Annotated in this window: 15 protein-coding genes; 4 read left to right on the forward strand and 11 right to left on the reverse strand. The window is 60.0% G+C overall.

The window, feature by feature from the left end:
- Nucleotides 1–48: 48 nt before the first annotated feature.
- A complete protein-coding gene (rpsD, locus tag I3J13_RS09780) occupies nt 49–666 on the reverse strand; it encodes a 30S ribosomal protein S4 (RefSeq protein ID WP_003520423.1) in 618 nt (205 codons plus the stop codon).
- A 452-nt stretch (nt 667–1,118) separates the two neighbouring features.
- Between rpsD and I3J13_RS09785 the strand changes: the two genes are divergently transcribed.
- On the forward strand, nt 1,119–2,102 hold the full coding sequence (locus tag I3J13_RS09785; RefSeq protein WP_196378684.1) for a TerC family protein: 984 nt from the start codon (nt 1,119–1,121) through the stop codon (nt 2,100–2,102).
- Nucleotides 2,103–2,336: 234 nt separating this feature from the next.
- On the opposite strand, the gene I3J13_RS09790 is transcribed toward I3J13_RS09785, so the two are convergent.
- The 7 genes from I3J13_RS09790 to I3J13_RS09820 all read right to left on the reverse strand — a co-directional run bounded on the left by I3J13_RS09790 (nt 2,337) and on the right by I3J13_RS09820 (nt 8,656).
- Nucleotides 2,337–3,851: a helicase HerA domain-containing protein gene (locus I3J13_RS09790; RefSeq protein WP_196378785.1), complete on the reverse strand. Its 1,515-nt coding sequence runs from the start codon at nt 3,849–3,851 to the stop codon at nt 2,337–2,339.
- Between the two features lie 128 nt (nt 3,852–3,979).
- On the reverse strand, nt 3,980–4,867 hold the full coding sequence (locus I3J13_RS09795) for an EamA family transporter (RefSeq protein ID WP_196378685.1): 888 nt from the start codon (nt 4,865–4,867) through the stop codon (nt 3,980–3,982).
- Between the two features lie 51 nt (nt 4,868–4,918).
- On the reverse strand, nt 4,919–5,557 hold the full coding sequence (locus tag I3J13_RS09800; RefSeq protein ID WP_142779394.1) for a LysE family translocator: 639 nt from the start codon (nt 5,555–5,557) through the stop codon (nt 4,919–4,921).
- Between the two features lie 169 nt (nt 5,558–5,726).
- Nucleotides 5,727–5,966 (reverse strand): hypothetical protein, encoded by a 240-nt coding sequence (locus I3J13_RS09805; RefSeq protein WP_196378686.1) that lies wholly within the window; start codon nt 5,964–5,966, stop codon nt 5,727–5,729.
- A 378-nt stretch (nt 5,967–6,344) separates the two neighbouring features.
- Complete coding sequence (gene murI, locus I3J13_RS09810; RefSeq protein WP_196378687.1) at nt 6,345–7,166, reverse strand: glutamate racemase; 822 nt, start codon at nt 7,164–7,166, stop codon at nt 6,345–6,347.
- The gene (locus I3J13_RS09815; protein WP_003520414.1) at nt 7,150–7,983 is read right to left on the reverse strand and encodes an RNA methyltransferase; all 834 of its coding nucleotides are present in this window, start codon (nt 7,981–7,983) and stop codon (nt 7,150–7,152) included. The genes murI and I3J13_RS09815 overlap by 17 nt, the downstream gene beginning before the upstream one ends.
- Nucleotides 7,984–8,122: 139 nt before the next feature.
- Nucleotides 8,123–8,656 (reverse strand): hypothetical protein, encoded by a 534-nt coding sequence (locus tag I3J13_RS09820; protein WP_196378688.1) that lies wholly within the window; start codon nt 8,654–8,656, stop codon nt 8,123–8,125.
- A 215-nt stretch (nt 8,657–8,871) separates the two neighbouring features.
- Between I3J13_RS09820 and I3J13_RS09825 the strand changes: the two genes are divergently transcribed.
- Entirely contained in the window at nt 8,872–10,086 is a 1,215-nt protein-coding gene (locus tag I3J13_RS09825; protein ID WP_059760390.1) for an NADP-dependent isocitrate dehydrogenase, read from the forward strand.
- A gap of 19 nt (nt 10,087–10,105) precedes the next feature.
- On the opposite strand, the gene I3J13_RS09830 is transcribed toward I3J13_RS09825, so the two are convergent.
- Nucleotides 10,106–10,729: a TetR/AcrR family transcriptional regulator gene (locus I3J13_RS09830; protein WP_196378689.1), complete on the reverse strand. Its 624-nt coding sequence runs from the start codon at nt 10,727–10,729 to the stop codon at nt 10,106–10,108.
- 53 nt (nt 10,730–10,782) lie between these two features.
- Here I3J13_RS09830 and I3J13_RS09835 point away from each other — a divergent pair, with 53 nt between their 5' ends.
- Both I3J13_RS09835 and I3J13_RS09840 read left to right on the forward strand, forming a co-directional pair.
- On the forward strand, nt 10,783–11,346 hold the full coding sequence (locus I3J13_RS09835) for an anthrone oxygenase family protein (RefSeq protein WP_196378690.1): 564 nt from the start codon (nt 10,783–10,785) through the stop codon (nt 11,344–11,346).
- A 371-nt stretch (nt 11,347–11,717) separates the two neighbouring features.
- Nucleotides 11,718–12,344 carry a glutathione S-transferase family protein gene (locus I3J13_RS09840; RefSeq protein WP_059760392.1) on the forward strand — a complete coding sequence of 209 codons (627 nt, stop codon included), beginning with the start codon at nt 11,718–11,720 and terminating at the stop codon, nt 12,342–12,344.
- A 76-nt stretch (nt 12,345–12,420) separates the two neighbouring features.
- Here I3J13_RS09840 and I3J13_RS09845 read toward each other — a convergent pair whose 3' ends face one another.
- Both I3J13_RS09845 and alaS read right to left on the reverse strand, forming a co-directional pair.
- On the reverse strand, nt 12,421–12,804 hold the full coding sequence (locus I3J13_RS09845) for a VOC family protein (RefSeq protein ID WP_174056990.1): 384 nt from the start codon (nt 12,802–12,804) through the stop codon (nt 12,421–12,423).
- Between the two features lie 99 nt (nt 12,805–12,903).
- A complete protein-coding gene (gene alaS, locus I3J13_RS09850; protein WP_196378691.1) occupies nt 12,904–15,567 on the reverse strand; it encodes an alanine--tRNA ligase in 2,664 nt (887 codons plus the stop codon).
- Between the last annotated feature and the right edge of the window lie 206 nt (nt 15,568–15,773).

The raw sequence follows: 15,773 nt of genomic DNA on the forward strand, positions 1-15,773 counted from the left end.
AAAAAAGCCGCCCCGAAGGGCGGCTTCCTGAATACTGAAACGCGTCGATTAACGCGAGTAGAATTCGACGACCAGATGCGGTTCCATGACGACCGGGTACGGCACGTCGGAGAGAGCCGGAACGCGGGCGTAGGTCGCAACCATCTTGTTGTGGTCAACTTCGATGTAGTCCGGAACGTCGCGCTCAGCGAGCTGAACGGCTTCCAGAACGGTTACGAGCTGCTTGGACTTCTGGCGAACTTCGATAACGTCGCCCGGCTTGCAGCGGTAAGAACCGATGTTGACGCGAACGCCGTTAACCGTGACGTGGCCATGGTTGATGAACTGGCGCGATGCGAAAACGGTCGGAACGAACTTGGCGCGGTAGACGATAGCGTCCAGACGCGACTCGAGCAGGCCGATCAGGTTCTCGGAGGTGTCACCCTTGCGACGGTTTGCTTCGTCGAAAGTGGCGCGGAACTGCTTTTCGCGCAGTTCGCCGTAGTAGCCCTTGAGCTTCTGCTTGGCGCGCAGCTGCGTGCCGAAGTCGCTCATCTTGCCCTTGCGGCGCTGGCCGTGCTGGCCCGGGCCGTATTCGCGGCGGTTAACCGGGGACTTCGGACGGCCCCAGATGTTTTCGCCCATGCGGCGGTCGATTTTGTACTTAGCCGATTCGCGCTTGCTCATCGTATTTCCTTCTCAAAAGGTTATGCCGGTTTGTTGCCAAACCGGTTCAAGGAAACACGCCCTCCTCTGAAGCCCGTTTCAGGGCCTCTGACAGGCTTCTCACATGCAAATGGAGAAACCACGGGACATGTCGGTGATATTGACCGCCGAACGTCAGCCTTTAAACTGCAAGGCAGTCAACAAAACACACCGGACATCACTGCCCGGCGTTGGGGCGGCTTCTATAGTCGTTTTACAAATTTGTCAAACAGCGCCTGCCGCTTTTTTTCTCGATCCTGCCCTTGAAAAGCCTGAGCGCCCACCCATCTCTCCATCGTGATCAGAACTCGGGCCCCTCTGGCGTGTTACCGGACAACACGTGATGTCGAGTTTCTTTAGGTTGGGGCCCACGTATATTCTTCACGCACGTTCCCCATCCGCAAAGCCAACCTCGTCCGGCTAAAGGTTGACTGATGGAATTTCTCCTGACGGATTTTCTCGGCACCCCCACATGGATGTGGGCTGTCTTCATTTCTCTCGTCCTTGGCCTGCTCGCGCTCGATCTCGGCGTGCTGCACAAGAACTCCAAGGAAATCGGCGTTCGTGAAAGCCTGCTGATGTCGGGCTTTTATATCGCCATCGGCTTGGCCTTCGGCGGCTGGATCTGGTACCAGTCCGGCGAACAGTCGGCGATGGAATATGTCACCGGCTTCGTGGTCGAAAAAAGCCTGGCGATGGATAATATCTTCATCATCGCCATGATCTTCTCCTATTTCGCCATTCCCCGCCAATATCAGCACCGCGTGCTGCTCTGGGGCATCCTGGGCGTCATCGTCCTGCGCGGCATCATGATCGCCGGCGGCGCGGCCATCGTCGAAAACTTCCACTGGGTGCTTTATCTCTTCGCGGCCTTCCTCGTCTTCACCGGCCTCAAAATGCTGTTCTCGTCCGACCATGACGAATCGGATATCGGCAATAACCGCATCCTGAAGTTCCTGCGCAGTCACCTTCCGGTGACAAGCAGGCTGCATGGCGAAAAATTCTTCGTCAAGGAAACCGATGAGGCCACCGGCAAACTCAAGACCTTCGTGACGCCGCTCTTCCTGGCGCTCATCATGGTCGAAATCGCCGACCTGATCTTCGCAGTCGATTCGATCCCGGCGATCTTCGCGATCACCACCGATCCGTTTATCGTCTACACCTCGAACATCTTTGCGATCCTCGGCCTGCGCGCCCTCTACTTTGCGCTCGCCGCCCTCATCCACCGCTTCGCTTATCTGAAATATGCGCTGGCTGCGGTTCTGGTCTTCGTCGGTTCGAAGATTTTCGTCGCCGATATGCTGGGCATCGCCAAGATCCCGCCCGCCGTCTCGCTCGGCGTCACCGTCGCCATCCTCGCAACCGGCATCATCGGTTCGCTGATCGCGACGCGCAAGGAAGCAAAGGCCATCGAGTAAGGCCTTTATCGAGGAGGCGGAAACGCCTCCTCAGTCTCTTTCAGAATTCCGCTGACGAATGAGGTTGCCACCGCCACATAATATACACGCCGTCACCCCGGACCTGATCCGGGGTCCAGCGCGATCAAGTCCTTGATCGCAATAGACTCGTCTCACGGCGCAGACGCGCCGTGGCCGGATGCCGGATCAAGTCCGGCATGACGGGAGGTATGTCCAACAGGCAGCTTGCCAACTTCACTCCGCCGCAAGTCTGGCATCATCCTCCCCCGCATCCGCATCGCCGGGTGCGGTTTTCGCGTCGAGATCGGGAAACGCCACGATACGCTTGCCGGAGAAATCGGCATGCACCACCACAAGCTCCTTCTCCTCGAAATAACCAAGCAGACGGCGGGCACGGCGGGCGGAATGGGTGCCATAAGCGCGGGCGATGCGGGCATCCGACGGACAAGGCTCCTCCCCAAGAGCGGCCTTGACCAGCAGCAGGAAAACGCCCTGAAGGTCATCGGAAACCGACGTCGACAGTTCCAGCGCCTTTTCCCAGCCTTCGCTGGCCGCCATCGCCGCATCCACGCCGGAGCGGGCAATCGCCACCTGTCGGCGGAATTCCGGCAGCGTCATCGGCGTGCCGGGAATACGGCGCATGCGAGCGCGCACCAGAAAATCCTGATAAAGCACGGCATCGGTCCGATAGGCCGATTGCGGATCGTCGAGAATTTCGACGAGAACCGTCGCGATTTTCTCCTCACGCTCCTCCGGCGTCATCTCCGCCTGGCCGCTTCGCGGCTGCTCGGGTGAAGGACCGACGGCGGCAGGCGTGGAACGGGAGAGTTCGGCCAGAATATCCGTGGTCGGGCGTGGTGCTGGCGGTGTGCGGCGCACGGCAGGCCGGGTAAACTCTTCCGGATCCGGCGTGAAAATCAGGTCTTCGACATCTGGCAGGGCATCCGGCAGCGGCATCAGCTTCGGCGAAGAGGAACGCGCCGAGGTTTCCACCGGGCCGATGACGATGGGCAGCGGCCGGCGCGACAGCGCCGGGCCGAGCGCCACGAAATTGCCGCGCTGCAGATCGCGGAACATTTCCGCCTGCCGCCGGTCCATGCCGAGCAGGTCGGCCGCGCGCGCCATGTCGATATCGAGGAAGGTGCGGCCCATCAGGAAGTTCGAGGCTTCCGCCGCGACATTCTTGGCAAGCTTCGCAAGACGCTGCGTGGCGATGACGCCGGCCAGCCCGCGCTTACGCCCACGGCACATCAGATTGGTCATGGCGCCGAGCGAGGCCTTGCGGGCATCCTCGGTCACCTCGCCGCCGACGGAGGGCGCAAACATCTGCGCCTCATCCACCACGACAAGCACCGGATACCAGAATTCACGATCCGCATCGAACATGCCGTTGAGGAACGCGGCGGCGGCCCGCATCTGCTGTTCGATATCGAGGCCTTCCAGCGTCAGCACGCAGGAGACGCGGTGCTGGCGAATGCGGTTGGCAATGCCGGCAAGCTCCGCTTCGGTACGCTCGCCATCCACCACCACATGACCGAACTTGTCGGAAAGCGTGACGAAATCGCCTTCGGGATCGATGATGACCTGCTGCACCCATTGCGCCGATTGCTCGAGCAGCCGACGCAGCAAATGCGACTTGCCGGAACCGGAATTGCCCTGCACCAGCAAACGCGTTGCAAGCAATTCCTCGATATCGAGCTTGGCCTGCTGCCCGCCCGATAGGGTTCCCATGTCGATGCCGACCTGCAATGTTTCGTTCCTCGTGCTGCATGTCATCCGGCCGATTCCCGTGGCGGCGGCCGAACATGCTCTTTACCAAAAAATCGCCGGTTGCGTCTGCCGCATCCCGATAATGCACAGGCAATTCAATATTCAGCCTATGCGGGCCGACCCCGAAACCAGGAAAAGGCGATACGCCGCCCGAAGACGTTGAGCATCAACCCCAGAATCACCAGCGCCGCGCCCACCACCTCGAAGACGGTGATGTGCTCCGCAAAAGCGAAATAGGCGCTGACGAAACCGACCACCGGCACCAGCAGCGAAAAGGGCGCCACTGTTCCGGCCGGATAACGCAGAAGCAAATAACTCCAGATGCCCGCGCCCACAATGGTAGCGCCATAGGCCATATAGACCACCACGAAAGCCGTCATTGCCGTTGCGTTGGCAAGGCCCTCGGCAATCGCACCCGGCCCTTCCACCACCAGCGAAAGCGCCGCCAGCGGCAGGACCGGCACCAAGCTAGTCCAGGCAACAAAGGAAACGGCGTTCACCTGGCCGATACGCCTGTTGACGATATTGCCACAAGCCCAGGCAATCGCCGAACCGATGCCCATCAGAAGCGGCACGAGAGCCGCAGCCGTCATGCGCTCCACGCCGATCACCGCAAGCCCGCTGAAAGCGATGACCGCGCCGACGACCTGCGAAGGCAAAGGCCGCTCGCCGAGAAACAGCACGGCAAGCGCCAGCGTGAAAAAGGCCTGCGACTGCATGACCAGCGACGCAAGCCCGGCGGGCAGACCGAGCTTGATGGCCGGATAAAGCAGGCCGAACTGAACGAAACCCATGGCCATGCCGTATACGATCATGTGCCGCCACGGCACATTCGGTTTCGGCAGGAAGAATACCAGAGGCACGGCTGCACAGAGATAACGCAGCGCCGTCAGGAACAGGGGCGGCATGTCCGCGACCCCGATCTTGATGGCAACGAAGTTGAAGCCCCACAAAAACACGGTGATCAGGGCGAGAGATATATGCGGCAATGCCATTTTGTTATGTCCGAATTTCAGGCGACCGACACCCCAGGTGTTTGAGGGGCTTTACGCCGAAACCGCCCTCTTCCAGCCGAAGGCAACGAGACCGGCGCCGATCAGGAGACCGCCGCCCGTGCGGTTGACGATGCGCTGAACCTTCGGCTTGCGGATCGTATTGCGGGCGGCACTCGCCAGAAGTCCATAAAGCGCCGCATTCACCGTGGCAAGCACCAGGAATGTCGCTTCAAAAATCAGCACCTGCGGCCAGAAGGGCAATGTCGGCACCAGAAACTGCGGCAGGAAAGCCACGAAGAACACGATGCTCTTCGGGTTCAGCGCGGTGACGATATAGGCATGCAGGAAGATTTTGAGCGGCCTTTCGCGGCCGGTCACGCCCGTCCCTTCCGCACCCTCGCCGCTGACCGGCGAACGCCACAGCTTGATGCCGAGATAGATGAGGTAAGCCGCACCGATCCATTTAAGCCCGGTGAAAAGCGCCGCCGATGTGGCAAGCAGCGCGCCGAGACCGAGCATGGAAGCCGTCATTGCGGTGAAATCACCAAGCGCCACACCCGTCACCGTCGCCGTGCTGGCCTTGCGGCCATGGCCCAGCGCATAAGAAATCACCAGCAGGATCGTCGGTCCCGGAATGGCGAGCATGATGGCGGATGCGGCCACGAAGGCCAGCCAGTTTTCCAGCGGCATGATGAATCTCCTTTGTCCCTAGTCTCGAGCAAGCCACGGAAAACGCTCCGCATCAAGCCGGATTTTTCGCAGATCGCGCCGCGGCCGCCTGCATTTCGTGGTTTGTCAGCGGGCGTAACTCGACGACGAAGCCTCCCCGACATTTCTTTGCCGGAGAGGCCTTTGCCAATCAAAACCGGGGCGCCCAGTAAGGAACCTCCCAATCCCGCCGCCGCTTCACCCGCGACGGGTCAAGGCCAATATCGACCAGAAGGCGCTCTGGCAGATCGGCAGGATCAGTCGGCGGTGCACGCGGCACCACCGCGGCAACGAGAACCGCCTTCAGGGTTTTCCAGACACCGAATGTGACGAACAAGCGATCGACCGCATCCGGCAGCGCATATGCTACCAATGGTTGATTTTTCTGCATGGGAAATCCATCCCGGCGCGGCAAAGCGGCTAGGTCCTTTATCGATGGAAAACGACATGCCGAAACGGTGCGCGCAGCACTCATGCCACGCAAACGCGCAAGTCACATGTCGGACGAAGTGAAAATGCCAAACGGCAAGGAAATCAGGCCATAAGCCTTATCGGAGGGAGATGCCTCGGGTCACGTAACCGCAGGACATCATGCCGGAAAGGCCTGACATGCCGTTAAGGCGCATATTGATGTCATTGGTCATTCCACGCCTCCATTTATAGCAGTTACAGACAAGATGCATCTTACACAAGAAATCCGGCGCGACAAGTGGTCGCAATCTCGAATTGCAAAAGACGGATAAAACAGATGCAAAAATACAACAGGCGTTCAGGCCACCGAAACGCTGAGACCGAAACCCTGCATCAGCCGCCGGGTGGCGAAATCCGGCTTGCCGGAGGTGAAGACGGCAAAATCAAAACCATCCGGATGCTCCGCATCCTGCGGCAGCGGCACGAGGTGGCGCGCGCGCCGAGCAATCGCCTCGGCGGGGTCGAGCCAATCCACCGGCCATGGCGCCAGCCTGCGAAACAGATTTGCCATGAAGGGGTAATGGGTGCAGGCAAGAACGACGATATCCGTGCGTTTTCCCTCGCTGTCGATGAAGCAGGGGTCGATTTCGGCAAGCACAGCCTCATCCGAAACCGGCTCGCCCCTGATCCAGCTTTCCGCCATGCGCGCCAGGTTTTCAGAGCCGACGAGGCGGACATGACATTGGCTGGCGAAGGACTGGATGAGATCGCGCGTATAGGCGCGCTTGACGGTGCCCGGTGTCGCCAGCACGGAAACGAGGCCCGAGCGAGTACGCTCCGCCGCCGGCTTGATGGCAGGCACAGTGCCAACGAAGGTCATCTGCGGAAAGCGGGCGCGAAGATCTGCGCCAGCAAGCGTGAAGGCGGTGTTGCAGGCGATGATGCAGACTTCCGGGCTATAGTCGTCCAGCAGCTTATCGAAGAGCGAGAGAATGCGCGCCTTCAGCGCTTCCTCCTCCCAGCCGCCATAGGGAAAACCCGCATCGTCGGCCACATAGATGAAGCCGCGCTCGGGCATCAGCACGCGCGCCTCGCGCAGCACGGTCAGCCCGCCAATGCCGGAATCAAACACCAGCACCGGTTTCAGCACATCGGCTGCGGCCTCACTCGTCTTCAGCATTCTCCCCTGCTCCCTCGGCCGACGGCCCCGCTGCCCTTCCCGCCTGCTTCGGCCACTGCCGTGGAAAGCGGTCGAGCGAATTGATTACGCCACGGAAAACGCTGATTTCCTGCTCGGAAAACCCGCGTCGCGACAGCACGGCGCGCAGATTGTCGACCATTTTCGGCTTTTTTTCAGCGGGATGAAAATAACCCCGCGCATCCAGCGCTTCCTCGATATGTTCGAACAGGCCGAAAACCTGTTCCTTGGTCGAAGGACGCTGCTCGACGGACTGGAAAAGCGTCTCTCCCAGATCGTCCATGCCGGATTTCATCCATTCATAGGACATCAGAAGCACGGCCTGCGCGATATTGAGCGAGGCAAAAGCGGGGTTGACCGGAAATGTCACGATCTCGTCGGCCAGCGCCACTTCCTCATTGGTCAGCCCCCAGCGCTCTCGCCCGAAGAGGATACCGGTCTTTTCGCCAGCCTTGAATTTTGCCCTGAGCGTATCGGCGGCGGTGACGGGCGCACGCACCGGCTTGAAACCGTAACGCTCGCGCGCGGTCGTCGCATAAACGAAATTAAGGTCCTTGATCGCCTCTTCCAGCGTCTCGAATACCTTCGTGGCGTCAATGACGTGATCGGCCTTGGAGGCTGCGGCGCGCGCCTTCTCGCTCGGCCAGCCGTCACGCGGATTGACCAGACGCAATTCGGCCAGGCCGAAATTGGCCATGGCCCGCGCCACCATGCCGATATTTTCACCGAGCTGCGGTTCGACGAGAATGATCGCGGGGCCTTCCGCCACAAGTTCGAGATCGCTGTTTGTGCCTGCCATCGTCTTTTGTCCGTGTGTTGAAGCGTCGCATCGATTTTCAGCCCGACGCGCTAAAGCGCGCTTCACTGGCACAGATCGCCGCCAAAATCAAAGCCGGCGCGGAGAAAGCCTGGAGCTATCCCGCTGGCGAGACGCCCCTTTATTGCTCTCCCTTGATGATCGTCGCCATCTCTTCGCGCAGCGAATCCCTGCCCTCATCGCCGACCCGGTGAATATCGCTGATGACCGGCCGGCCGTCTTCCTCGACGACGTCGAAATGCACTTCGTCAACCGTCGCCTTCATCTCCGCCTCGTCCATGCAGGCCCAGAGCTTGAACTTTGCGGTCACGTCCGTCACGCCGTCCTTCACCGCGCCCGGCGTCACGGAAACATCGGCCAGCGGGCAGCCATCCTGCGAGTTCGTCACGACATCGTAACCGAAGGGATCGCCGGTCTCGCCGCTTTCGGCCTCGTAAGCCGGCTTCTTGGAGGCTTCGCGATATTGCGCGACGAAATCCTTGCTGAACAGGCTGGTCAGCATGTCCTCGTCGAAAACGTATTTCCAGTTTTCCGCCTCGCCCGACCAGTTCTTGACGGTGATATCCATCACCTTCTGGACGGGATCGGCAGGCCCGGCGGCGAGCGCGCTATGCGAAAAGAGGACGGCGGCAGTCAGAAGCAGAAAATTCCGCATGATGTGATCCCGGGATAGGCCCGACAGGCGGGCGAAGCGATTCGCCTGACTGTATTCCGGCATTATGGTTTGGCAATGCGCAAAGCGTTATTGCGCTGCGCCAAAAAAGCGCCCCCCATGGCTTTGCCTCAGGCGCGCGCGATGCTATAGCCCCACCGGATATTTTTCCGGATACCGGCGCCATCCGGCGCCACAGCTTCGAAGGTGAGGAATTCATGGCAAAGATCAAGGTAGCCAATCCGGTCGTCGATCTCGACGGCGACGAAATGACCCGTATCATCTGGCAGCTCATCAAGGACAAGCTGATCCTGCCATACCTCGATCTCGACATCGAATATTACGACCTCTCGGTTGAAAACCGCGACGCCACCAACGACCAGGTCACGGTCGATGCGGCGCACGCCATCAAGAAGCATGGCGTCGGCATCAAGTGCGCAACCATCACCCCGGATGAAGCCCGCGTCGAGGAATTCGGCCTGAAGCAGATGTGGAAGAGCCCGAACGGCACGATCCGCAACATTCTGGGCGGCGTCATCTTCCGCGAGCCGATCATCTGCAAGAACGTTCCGCGCCTCGTTCCCGGCTGGACCAAGCCGATCGTCGTCGGCCGTCACGCTTTCGGCGACCAGTACAAGGCAACCGATTTCAAGTTCCCCGGTAAGGGCAAGCTGACCATCAAGTTCGTCGGTGAAGACGGCCAGGTCATCGAAAAGGACGTCTTCGACGCCCCGAGCGCCGGCGTGGCGCTTGCCATGTACAACCTCGACGAATCCATCCGCGAATTCGCCCGCGCCTCCATGAACTATGGCCTGATGCGCAAGTGGCCGGTTTACCTCTCCACGAAGAACACCATCCTCAAGGCCTATGACGGCCGCTTCAAGGATATCTTCGAAGAAGTCTACCAGACCGAATTCAAGAAGCAGTTCGACGAAATCGGCATCACCTATGAGCACCGCCTGATCGACGACATGGTCGCTTCCGCGCTGAAGTGGTCCGGCGGCTACATCTGGGCCTGCAAGAACTACGACGGCGACGTGCAGTCCGACACGGTTGCTCAAGGGTTCGGCTCGCTCGGCCTGATGACCTCGGTTCTCCTGTCTCCCGATGGCCGCACGGTCGAAGCCGAAGCCGCACACGGTACGGTCACGCGCCACTACCGCCAGCACCAGAAGGGTCAGGAAACCTCGACCAACTCGATCGCCTCGATCTTCGCCTGGACCCGTGGCCTCGCCCACCGCGCCAAGCTGGACGACAATGCGGAACTGGCAAAGTTCGCGGCAACGCTCGAAACCGTCTGCGTCGACACCGTCGAAAGCGGCTACATGACCAAGGATCTGGCGCTCCTCATCGGACCGGACCAGCCCTGGCTCTCCACCACCGCCTTCCTCGACAAGATCGACGAAAACCTCAAGAAGGCAATGGCGGCTTAAGCCGGCCTTCCCAGCGACTTCAAAACCCGGCCTCAGCGCCGGGTTTTTCATTTGTACCGTAGAGCTGAAACGTCAGCTGCGCGGCGCGGGCCGAGCGAGCGTCTATCTCCTCTTGCGTCGGCAGGCCAATTGCCCCCGTCGCACGCCTTATCTGTAAATCCCCTGCCAGAAGCGACAGCCAGATCTCCGCAGGCTCTTCCGCTGCCGCAATACCCATGACGCCCTGTTTTGCCAGCGCCTGAAAATACGCCGCAAGCTTCGGCATGACGTGGTCACGACCCTTTTCCGCCAGAAATGCGCCGAGCGTGGCGTCACCGCCGGCTTCCGCCGCCGCAACCCGATTGAGCAGCACCGCCCGCTCCCCGAGAAGCATCGACAATAGTTCAGCCCCGAAACGGGAAAGCTCCCTCACGCCATCGGCCGCTTCCGCCGATGGCAATATCAGCCTTGCGGCATTTTCTTCGACCATGGCTTCGTAAAGCCCGGCCTTGCCGCCGAACCAGCCATAGAGCGTTTCCTTGGAGGACCTGCTCACCTTCGCCAGCGCCTGCATGGAAAAGGCGGCATATCCATCCCTGGCGAGCATGGCGAAGGCATGTTCGACAATCTCGCGCCGGCGCAATTCCCTGCTTTCGTTTCGCATTCGCACTTCCTTGACAACGACCGTACATATGCGTACGGATATGCCGTACATACATGTACGGTTATTTGACGGAGGTTTTGATGTCCAGCTCATTTCTGCACGAGATCAGAACAAGGCATTTTCCCGCGCTCGCCATCGCAAGAGAACCGGCAATATCGGTCTTGCGCATCGTTGCTCCGCTGAGCCTTGGCGTGATGGCAGGGTTCTTTTTCGCCTTCAGCAACCCCGTGATGATGGCTTTCCAGCAACTGGAGGCCGATATCTTCATTCCGGCATTCAACGGCATCAATATCAGCGTCCGCAACGGCGTCTTCTTCACCGCCTTCTTTGCGCCGCTGGCGGCCCTTCTCGCCGCCGTGGTCGTTGATCGCAACAACAGGCTGCTATGGTTGTCGGCCTTGATAATTTACACCGCCGTCGTCATTCAGACGCGAATGGTCAATGTTCCGATCAACGAGTTTTTCAAAACTGTTACCGCCGACGTACCAGCCAACTGGCAGGAACTGCTGGACCGCTGGGCACTTTCCAACCTTCTCCGCACCGTGCTCACCACGGTCGCATTTTTTCTGGCGCTGCTCGCGGCAACGAGGCATGCGGGAAGAAAACCAGCCCACTAAACTGCAATGGCTTCTCTTTCCAAAGCCCCGGCCGCCAATGTCATTGATGGCTGACGGACGGCTATAGGGGCGAACGCGGACCCGGCGCGATGCCGGGTTTTCTTTTTTGTTCACAGTATCTTGATTAGCCGTTGTACTAGGCGCAGACTTCGATTCCGCGTGCTGCGGCCAGTACAACAATAAGACAAAGCTTAAACAGCATCTACTTGCACATAACTTGCCCGGCACAGTCAAACGTTCATCGGAGCATCGGCGCGATCTTAGGGAACACGCGAAGGATGTTGCGAACTTTAAAAATGCGAAGCGCAGGCGCGAAATCCGCATCGGTTTTCCCATGATGCTTCGACGATTTTGCTTGGGGAGGCAAAAGCATGAGTGAATTGATCTTCTACACCAACCCCATGTCGCGCGGACGCATCGCGCGATGGATGCTTGAGGAAGTGGGCGTTCCTTACCGAACGGAAATACTGGGCTTCGAGACCTCGATGAAATCGCCCGCCTACCGGCTGATAAATCCAATGGCGAAGGTGCCCGCCATCAAGCACGGCGATACCATCGTCACCGAGGCGGCGGCGATCTGCGCCTATCTCGCCGATGCCTTTCCCGGCGCGAACCTTGCGCCCACACCCAAGGCGCGCGGGCTTTATTATCGCTGGATGTTCTTCGCCGCAGGCCCGCTCGAAATGGCGGCGAGCATGAAGGCGATGGGTTTCGAAGTGCCCAAGGAAAAGCTGCGCATGGCCGGCTGCGGCAGCTATGCGGATGTGATGAATACGCTTGAGCGGGCCGTCAGCGAAAACCGCTTCATCGCCGGCGATCTCTTCACGGCGGCGGATGTCTATGTCGGCGCCCATATCGGCTGGGGCCTGCATTTCGGCACTATCGAAAAACGCCCGGCCTTTCTCGACTACATGGCCCACCTCACCGACCGCCCGGCCTACAAGCGGGCCGCCCAGCTCGACGAGGAAGCGGCGAAGGACTTGCAGGCAACCGGATAAGACCGGCCAGCCACGCCGCTACCGATAAACAATAGCCCGCCCGAAAATCGAATATCCGATCGATCATCGCGGCGGGTTATGTACCGGACTGGCCGAGCGGCTCCCCGACCTCTATCGCGTGCCCGTCCGGATCGTAAAAACGAAACACCCTCTGCCCCCAGGCCTGTCGCTCGAGTGGATGGATAAGCTCCACATGCGGCGCGATATTTCGAAAAGCCGCATCGACATCTGCATGTTCGAAATAAAGCAGCATATTCCGTCTGCCATAGGGTTCTTCCGCGCCCGACGATGTGCCCCAGACCGTCTCCGCGAGCGACCGCCCCTCATGAATTGCAAAGCCAGTTTCAAAGAGGACGAAGTTTCCGAAATCCTCGACAATCTTCAGGCCGAGCCTGTCACTATAAAACGCCTTCGAACGGCCGATATCGCGCACGAAAGGAATAGGATTTACAAAGCGCATCGCTTCCCTCCGTCGCGTCCTCGGCGCGCAACCATCTTGTCTTTGAAGGCGGAAACAAAAAAGGCGGGGTAAAACCCCGCCCTCTTCAATTCACGCAGATCAGGCAGCCAGCGCCGCCGCCACCGCTTCGATGGCATCCTGCGCCTTGGCGCCATCCGGGCCGCCGGCCTGCGCCATATCCGGTCGGCCGCCGCCGCCCTTGCCGCCAAGTGCGGCGGAAGCAGTGCGGACGATATCGACAGCGCTGAAACGGGCCGTCAGATCTTCGGTCACGGCAGCGACAGCGCTTGCCTTGCCGTCTTCGGAAACGGCGATCAACAGCACGACGCCCGAGCCGAGATTGGCCTTGGCCTCATCGGCAAGCCCCTTGAGATCCTTGGCATCGATGCCGGACATGGATTTTGCCAGGAAGTTGACGCCGGCAACCTGCTTGACGTCGCTTGCGCCGGCATCCGCCGAACCGCCGCCCATGGCAAGCTTCCGGCGGGCATCGGCAAGTTCGCGTTCCAGCTTCTTGCGCTCATCGAGCAGACCTTCGACACGCGACAGCACATCGCCCGGCTGAACCTTCAGCGAAGAAGCAAGCGCCTTAACCCGCTCATCCTGTTCGGCCAGATAGGCAAGCGCGCCCTGCCCGGTCACGGCTTCGAGACGACGCACGCCCGCACCGACGGCGCTTTCACCGAGAATGCGGATGAGGCCGATCTGGCCGGTGGCCGCCACATGCGTGCCGCCGCAAAGCTCGACGGAATAGGGACGGTTGGCTTTTGCGCCATGCAGGCCGGTGCCCATGGAGACGACGCGAACTTCGTCGCCGTATTTTTCACCGAACAGCGCCATGGCGCCCTCGGCAATGGCGTCGTCGACGCTCATCAGGCGGGTCACGACCGGCGAGTTCTGCAACACGATTTCGTTCGCCATTTCTTCGACGATCTTTAGTTCCTCGGCCGACATCGGCTTCGGATGCGAAACGTCGAAACGCAAGCGCTCGGGCGCAACCAGCGAACCCTTCTGGGCGACATGGGTGCCGAGCACTTCGCGTAGCGCCTCGTGCAACAGGTGGGTGGCGGAATGGTTGGCGCGCAGGCGCGAGCGGCGGTCATGATCGACCGTCAGCTGAACGGCATCGCCCACCTTGAGGCCGCCCTTGGAGACCGTGCCCAAATGCACGAAGAGGCCTTCGCCCTTCTTCTGGGTATCGGAAACGGCAAAGGCGCCATTGTCGCCGGAGATCACGCCGGTATCGCCCATCTGGCCGCCGGACTCGCCATAAAACGGCGTCTGGTTGACGACGACCTGCACCGTCTCGCCATCGGCAGCGCTCTCCACCGACTTACCGTCCTTGACGATCGCCTGGATGACGCCTTCGGCGGTTTCGGTGTCGTAACCGAGGAATTCGCTGGCGCCGAGCTTTTCCTTGAGCTCGAACCAGACGGTCTCCGTCGCCTTGTCGCCGGAACCGGCCCAGTGCGAACGGGCTTCGGCCTTCTGGCGCTCCATCGCATCGGTGAAGCCGGAAATATCGACACCGATTTCGCGGGCGCGCAGCGCATCCTGCGTCAGGTCCAGCGGGAAACCATAGGTATCGTAGAGCTTGAAGGCGGTTTCGCCATCCAGCATGTCGCCCTTGTGCAGCGTCGAGGTGGCGTCGGAGAGCAGCGACAGACCGCGTTCCAGCGTCTTGCGGAAACGGGTTTCCTCAAGCTTCAGAGTCTCGGAAATCAGCGCCTCGGCACGGACCAGTTCCGGATAGGCGCGGCCCATCTGCTGCACCAGCGCCGGCAGCAGCTTGTAGATCAGCGGCTCGCGCGCGCCGAGAAGTTCGGCATGGCGCATGGCGCGGCGCATGATGCGGCGCAGAACATAACCGCGACCTTCGTTCGACGGCAGAACGCCATCGGCGATCAGGAAGGCGGACGAACGGAGATGGTCGGCGATGACGCGGTGGCTGGCGCGCTTTTCGCCTTCGGCCGGAACGCCGGTCGCTTCCACGGAAGCCGCGATCAGCGCGCGGAACAGGTCCGTATCGTAATTGTCGTGCTTGCCCTGCAACAGCGCCGAAATACGCTCAAGGCCCATGCCGGTATCGATCGACGGGCGCGGCAGGTCGATGCGCTCTTCCTTCGTCAACTGCTCATATTGCATGAAGACGAGGTTCCAGATTTCGATGAAACGGTCGCCATCTTCTTCCGGCGAGCCGGGCGGGCCGCCCCAGATATGATCGCCATGATCGTAGAAGATTTCAGAACAGGGACCGCAGGGGCCGGTATCGCCCATCGCCCAGAAATTGTCGCTAGTCGGAATGCGGATGATACGGTCGTCGGAGAAACCGGCAATCTTCTTCCAGAGATCAAACGCCTCGTCGTCAGTGTGGTAGACGGTGACCAGCAGACGATTGCGGTCGATGCCGAATTCCTTGGTGATCAGGTTCCAGGCATGGGTGATCGCTTCTTCCTTGAAGTAATCGCCGAAGGAGAAATTGCCGAGCATTTCGAAAAAGGTGTGGTGACGGGCGGTATAACCGACATTGTCGAGGTCGTTATGCTTGCCGCCGGCGCGCACGCATTTCTGCGCCGAAGCGGCCGTGGAATAGGGACGGCTTTCAAGACCGGTGAAGACGTTCTTGAACTGCACCATGCCGGCATTGGTGAACATCAGTGTCGGATCGTTGCGCGGCACCAGCGGGCTGGAGGGCACGATCTCGTGTCCGTTCTTCTTGAAGTAGTCGAGAAAGGTCGACCGAATTTCATTCACACCGCTCATGCCCACACACCGCTCACAGCTGGAGTCCATCACTTCCACCCCGAAGGATGGCTATATTGCAAAATCACTGGCTTTTATCGTCCGCACCCGGCCCTGTCCAGCCATGGAGGCGAAGCAAGACATATAGGCAAATAAAAAGGGCCACGCGAAGAAAAATCGCACGACCCTTTTTGATCTATACCAGTTCGGCAAAGTCTGCGGGCGGC

The organism is Agrobacterium leguminum, from assembly GCF_015704895.1.
Lineage (GTDB): Bacteria > Pseudomonadota > Alphaproteobacteria > Rhizobiales > Rhizobiaceae > Agrobacterium > Agrobacterium leguminum.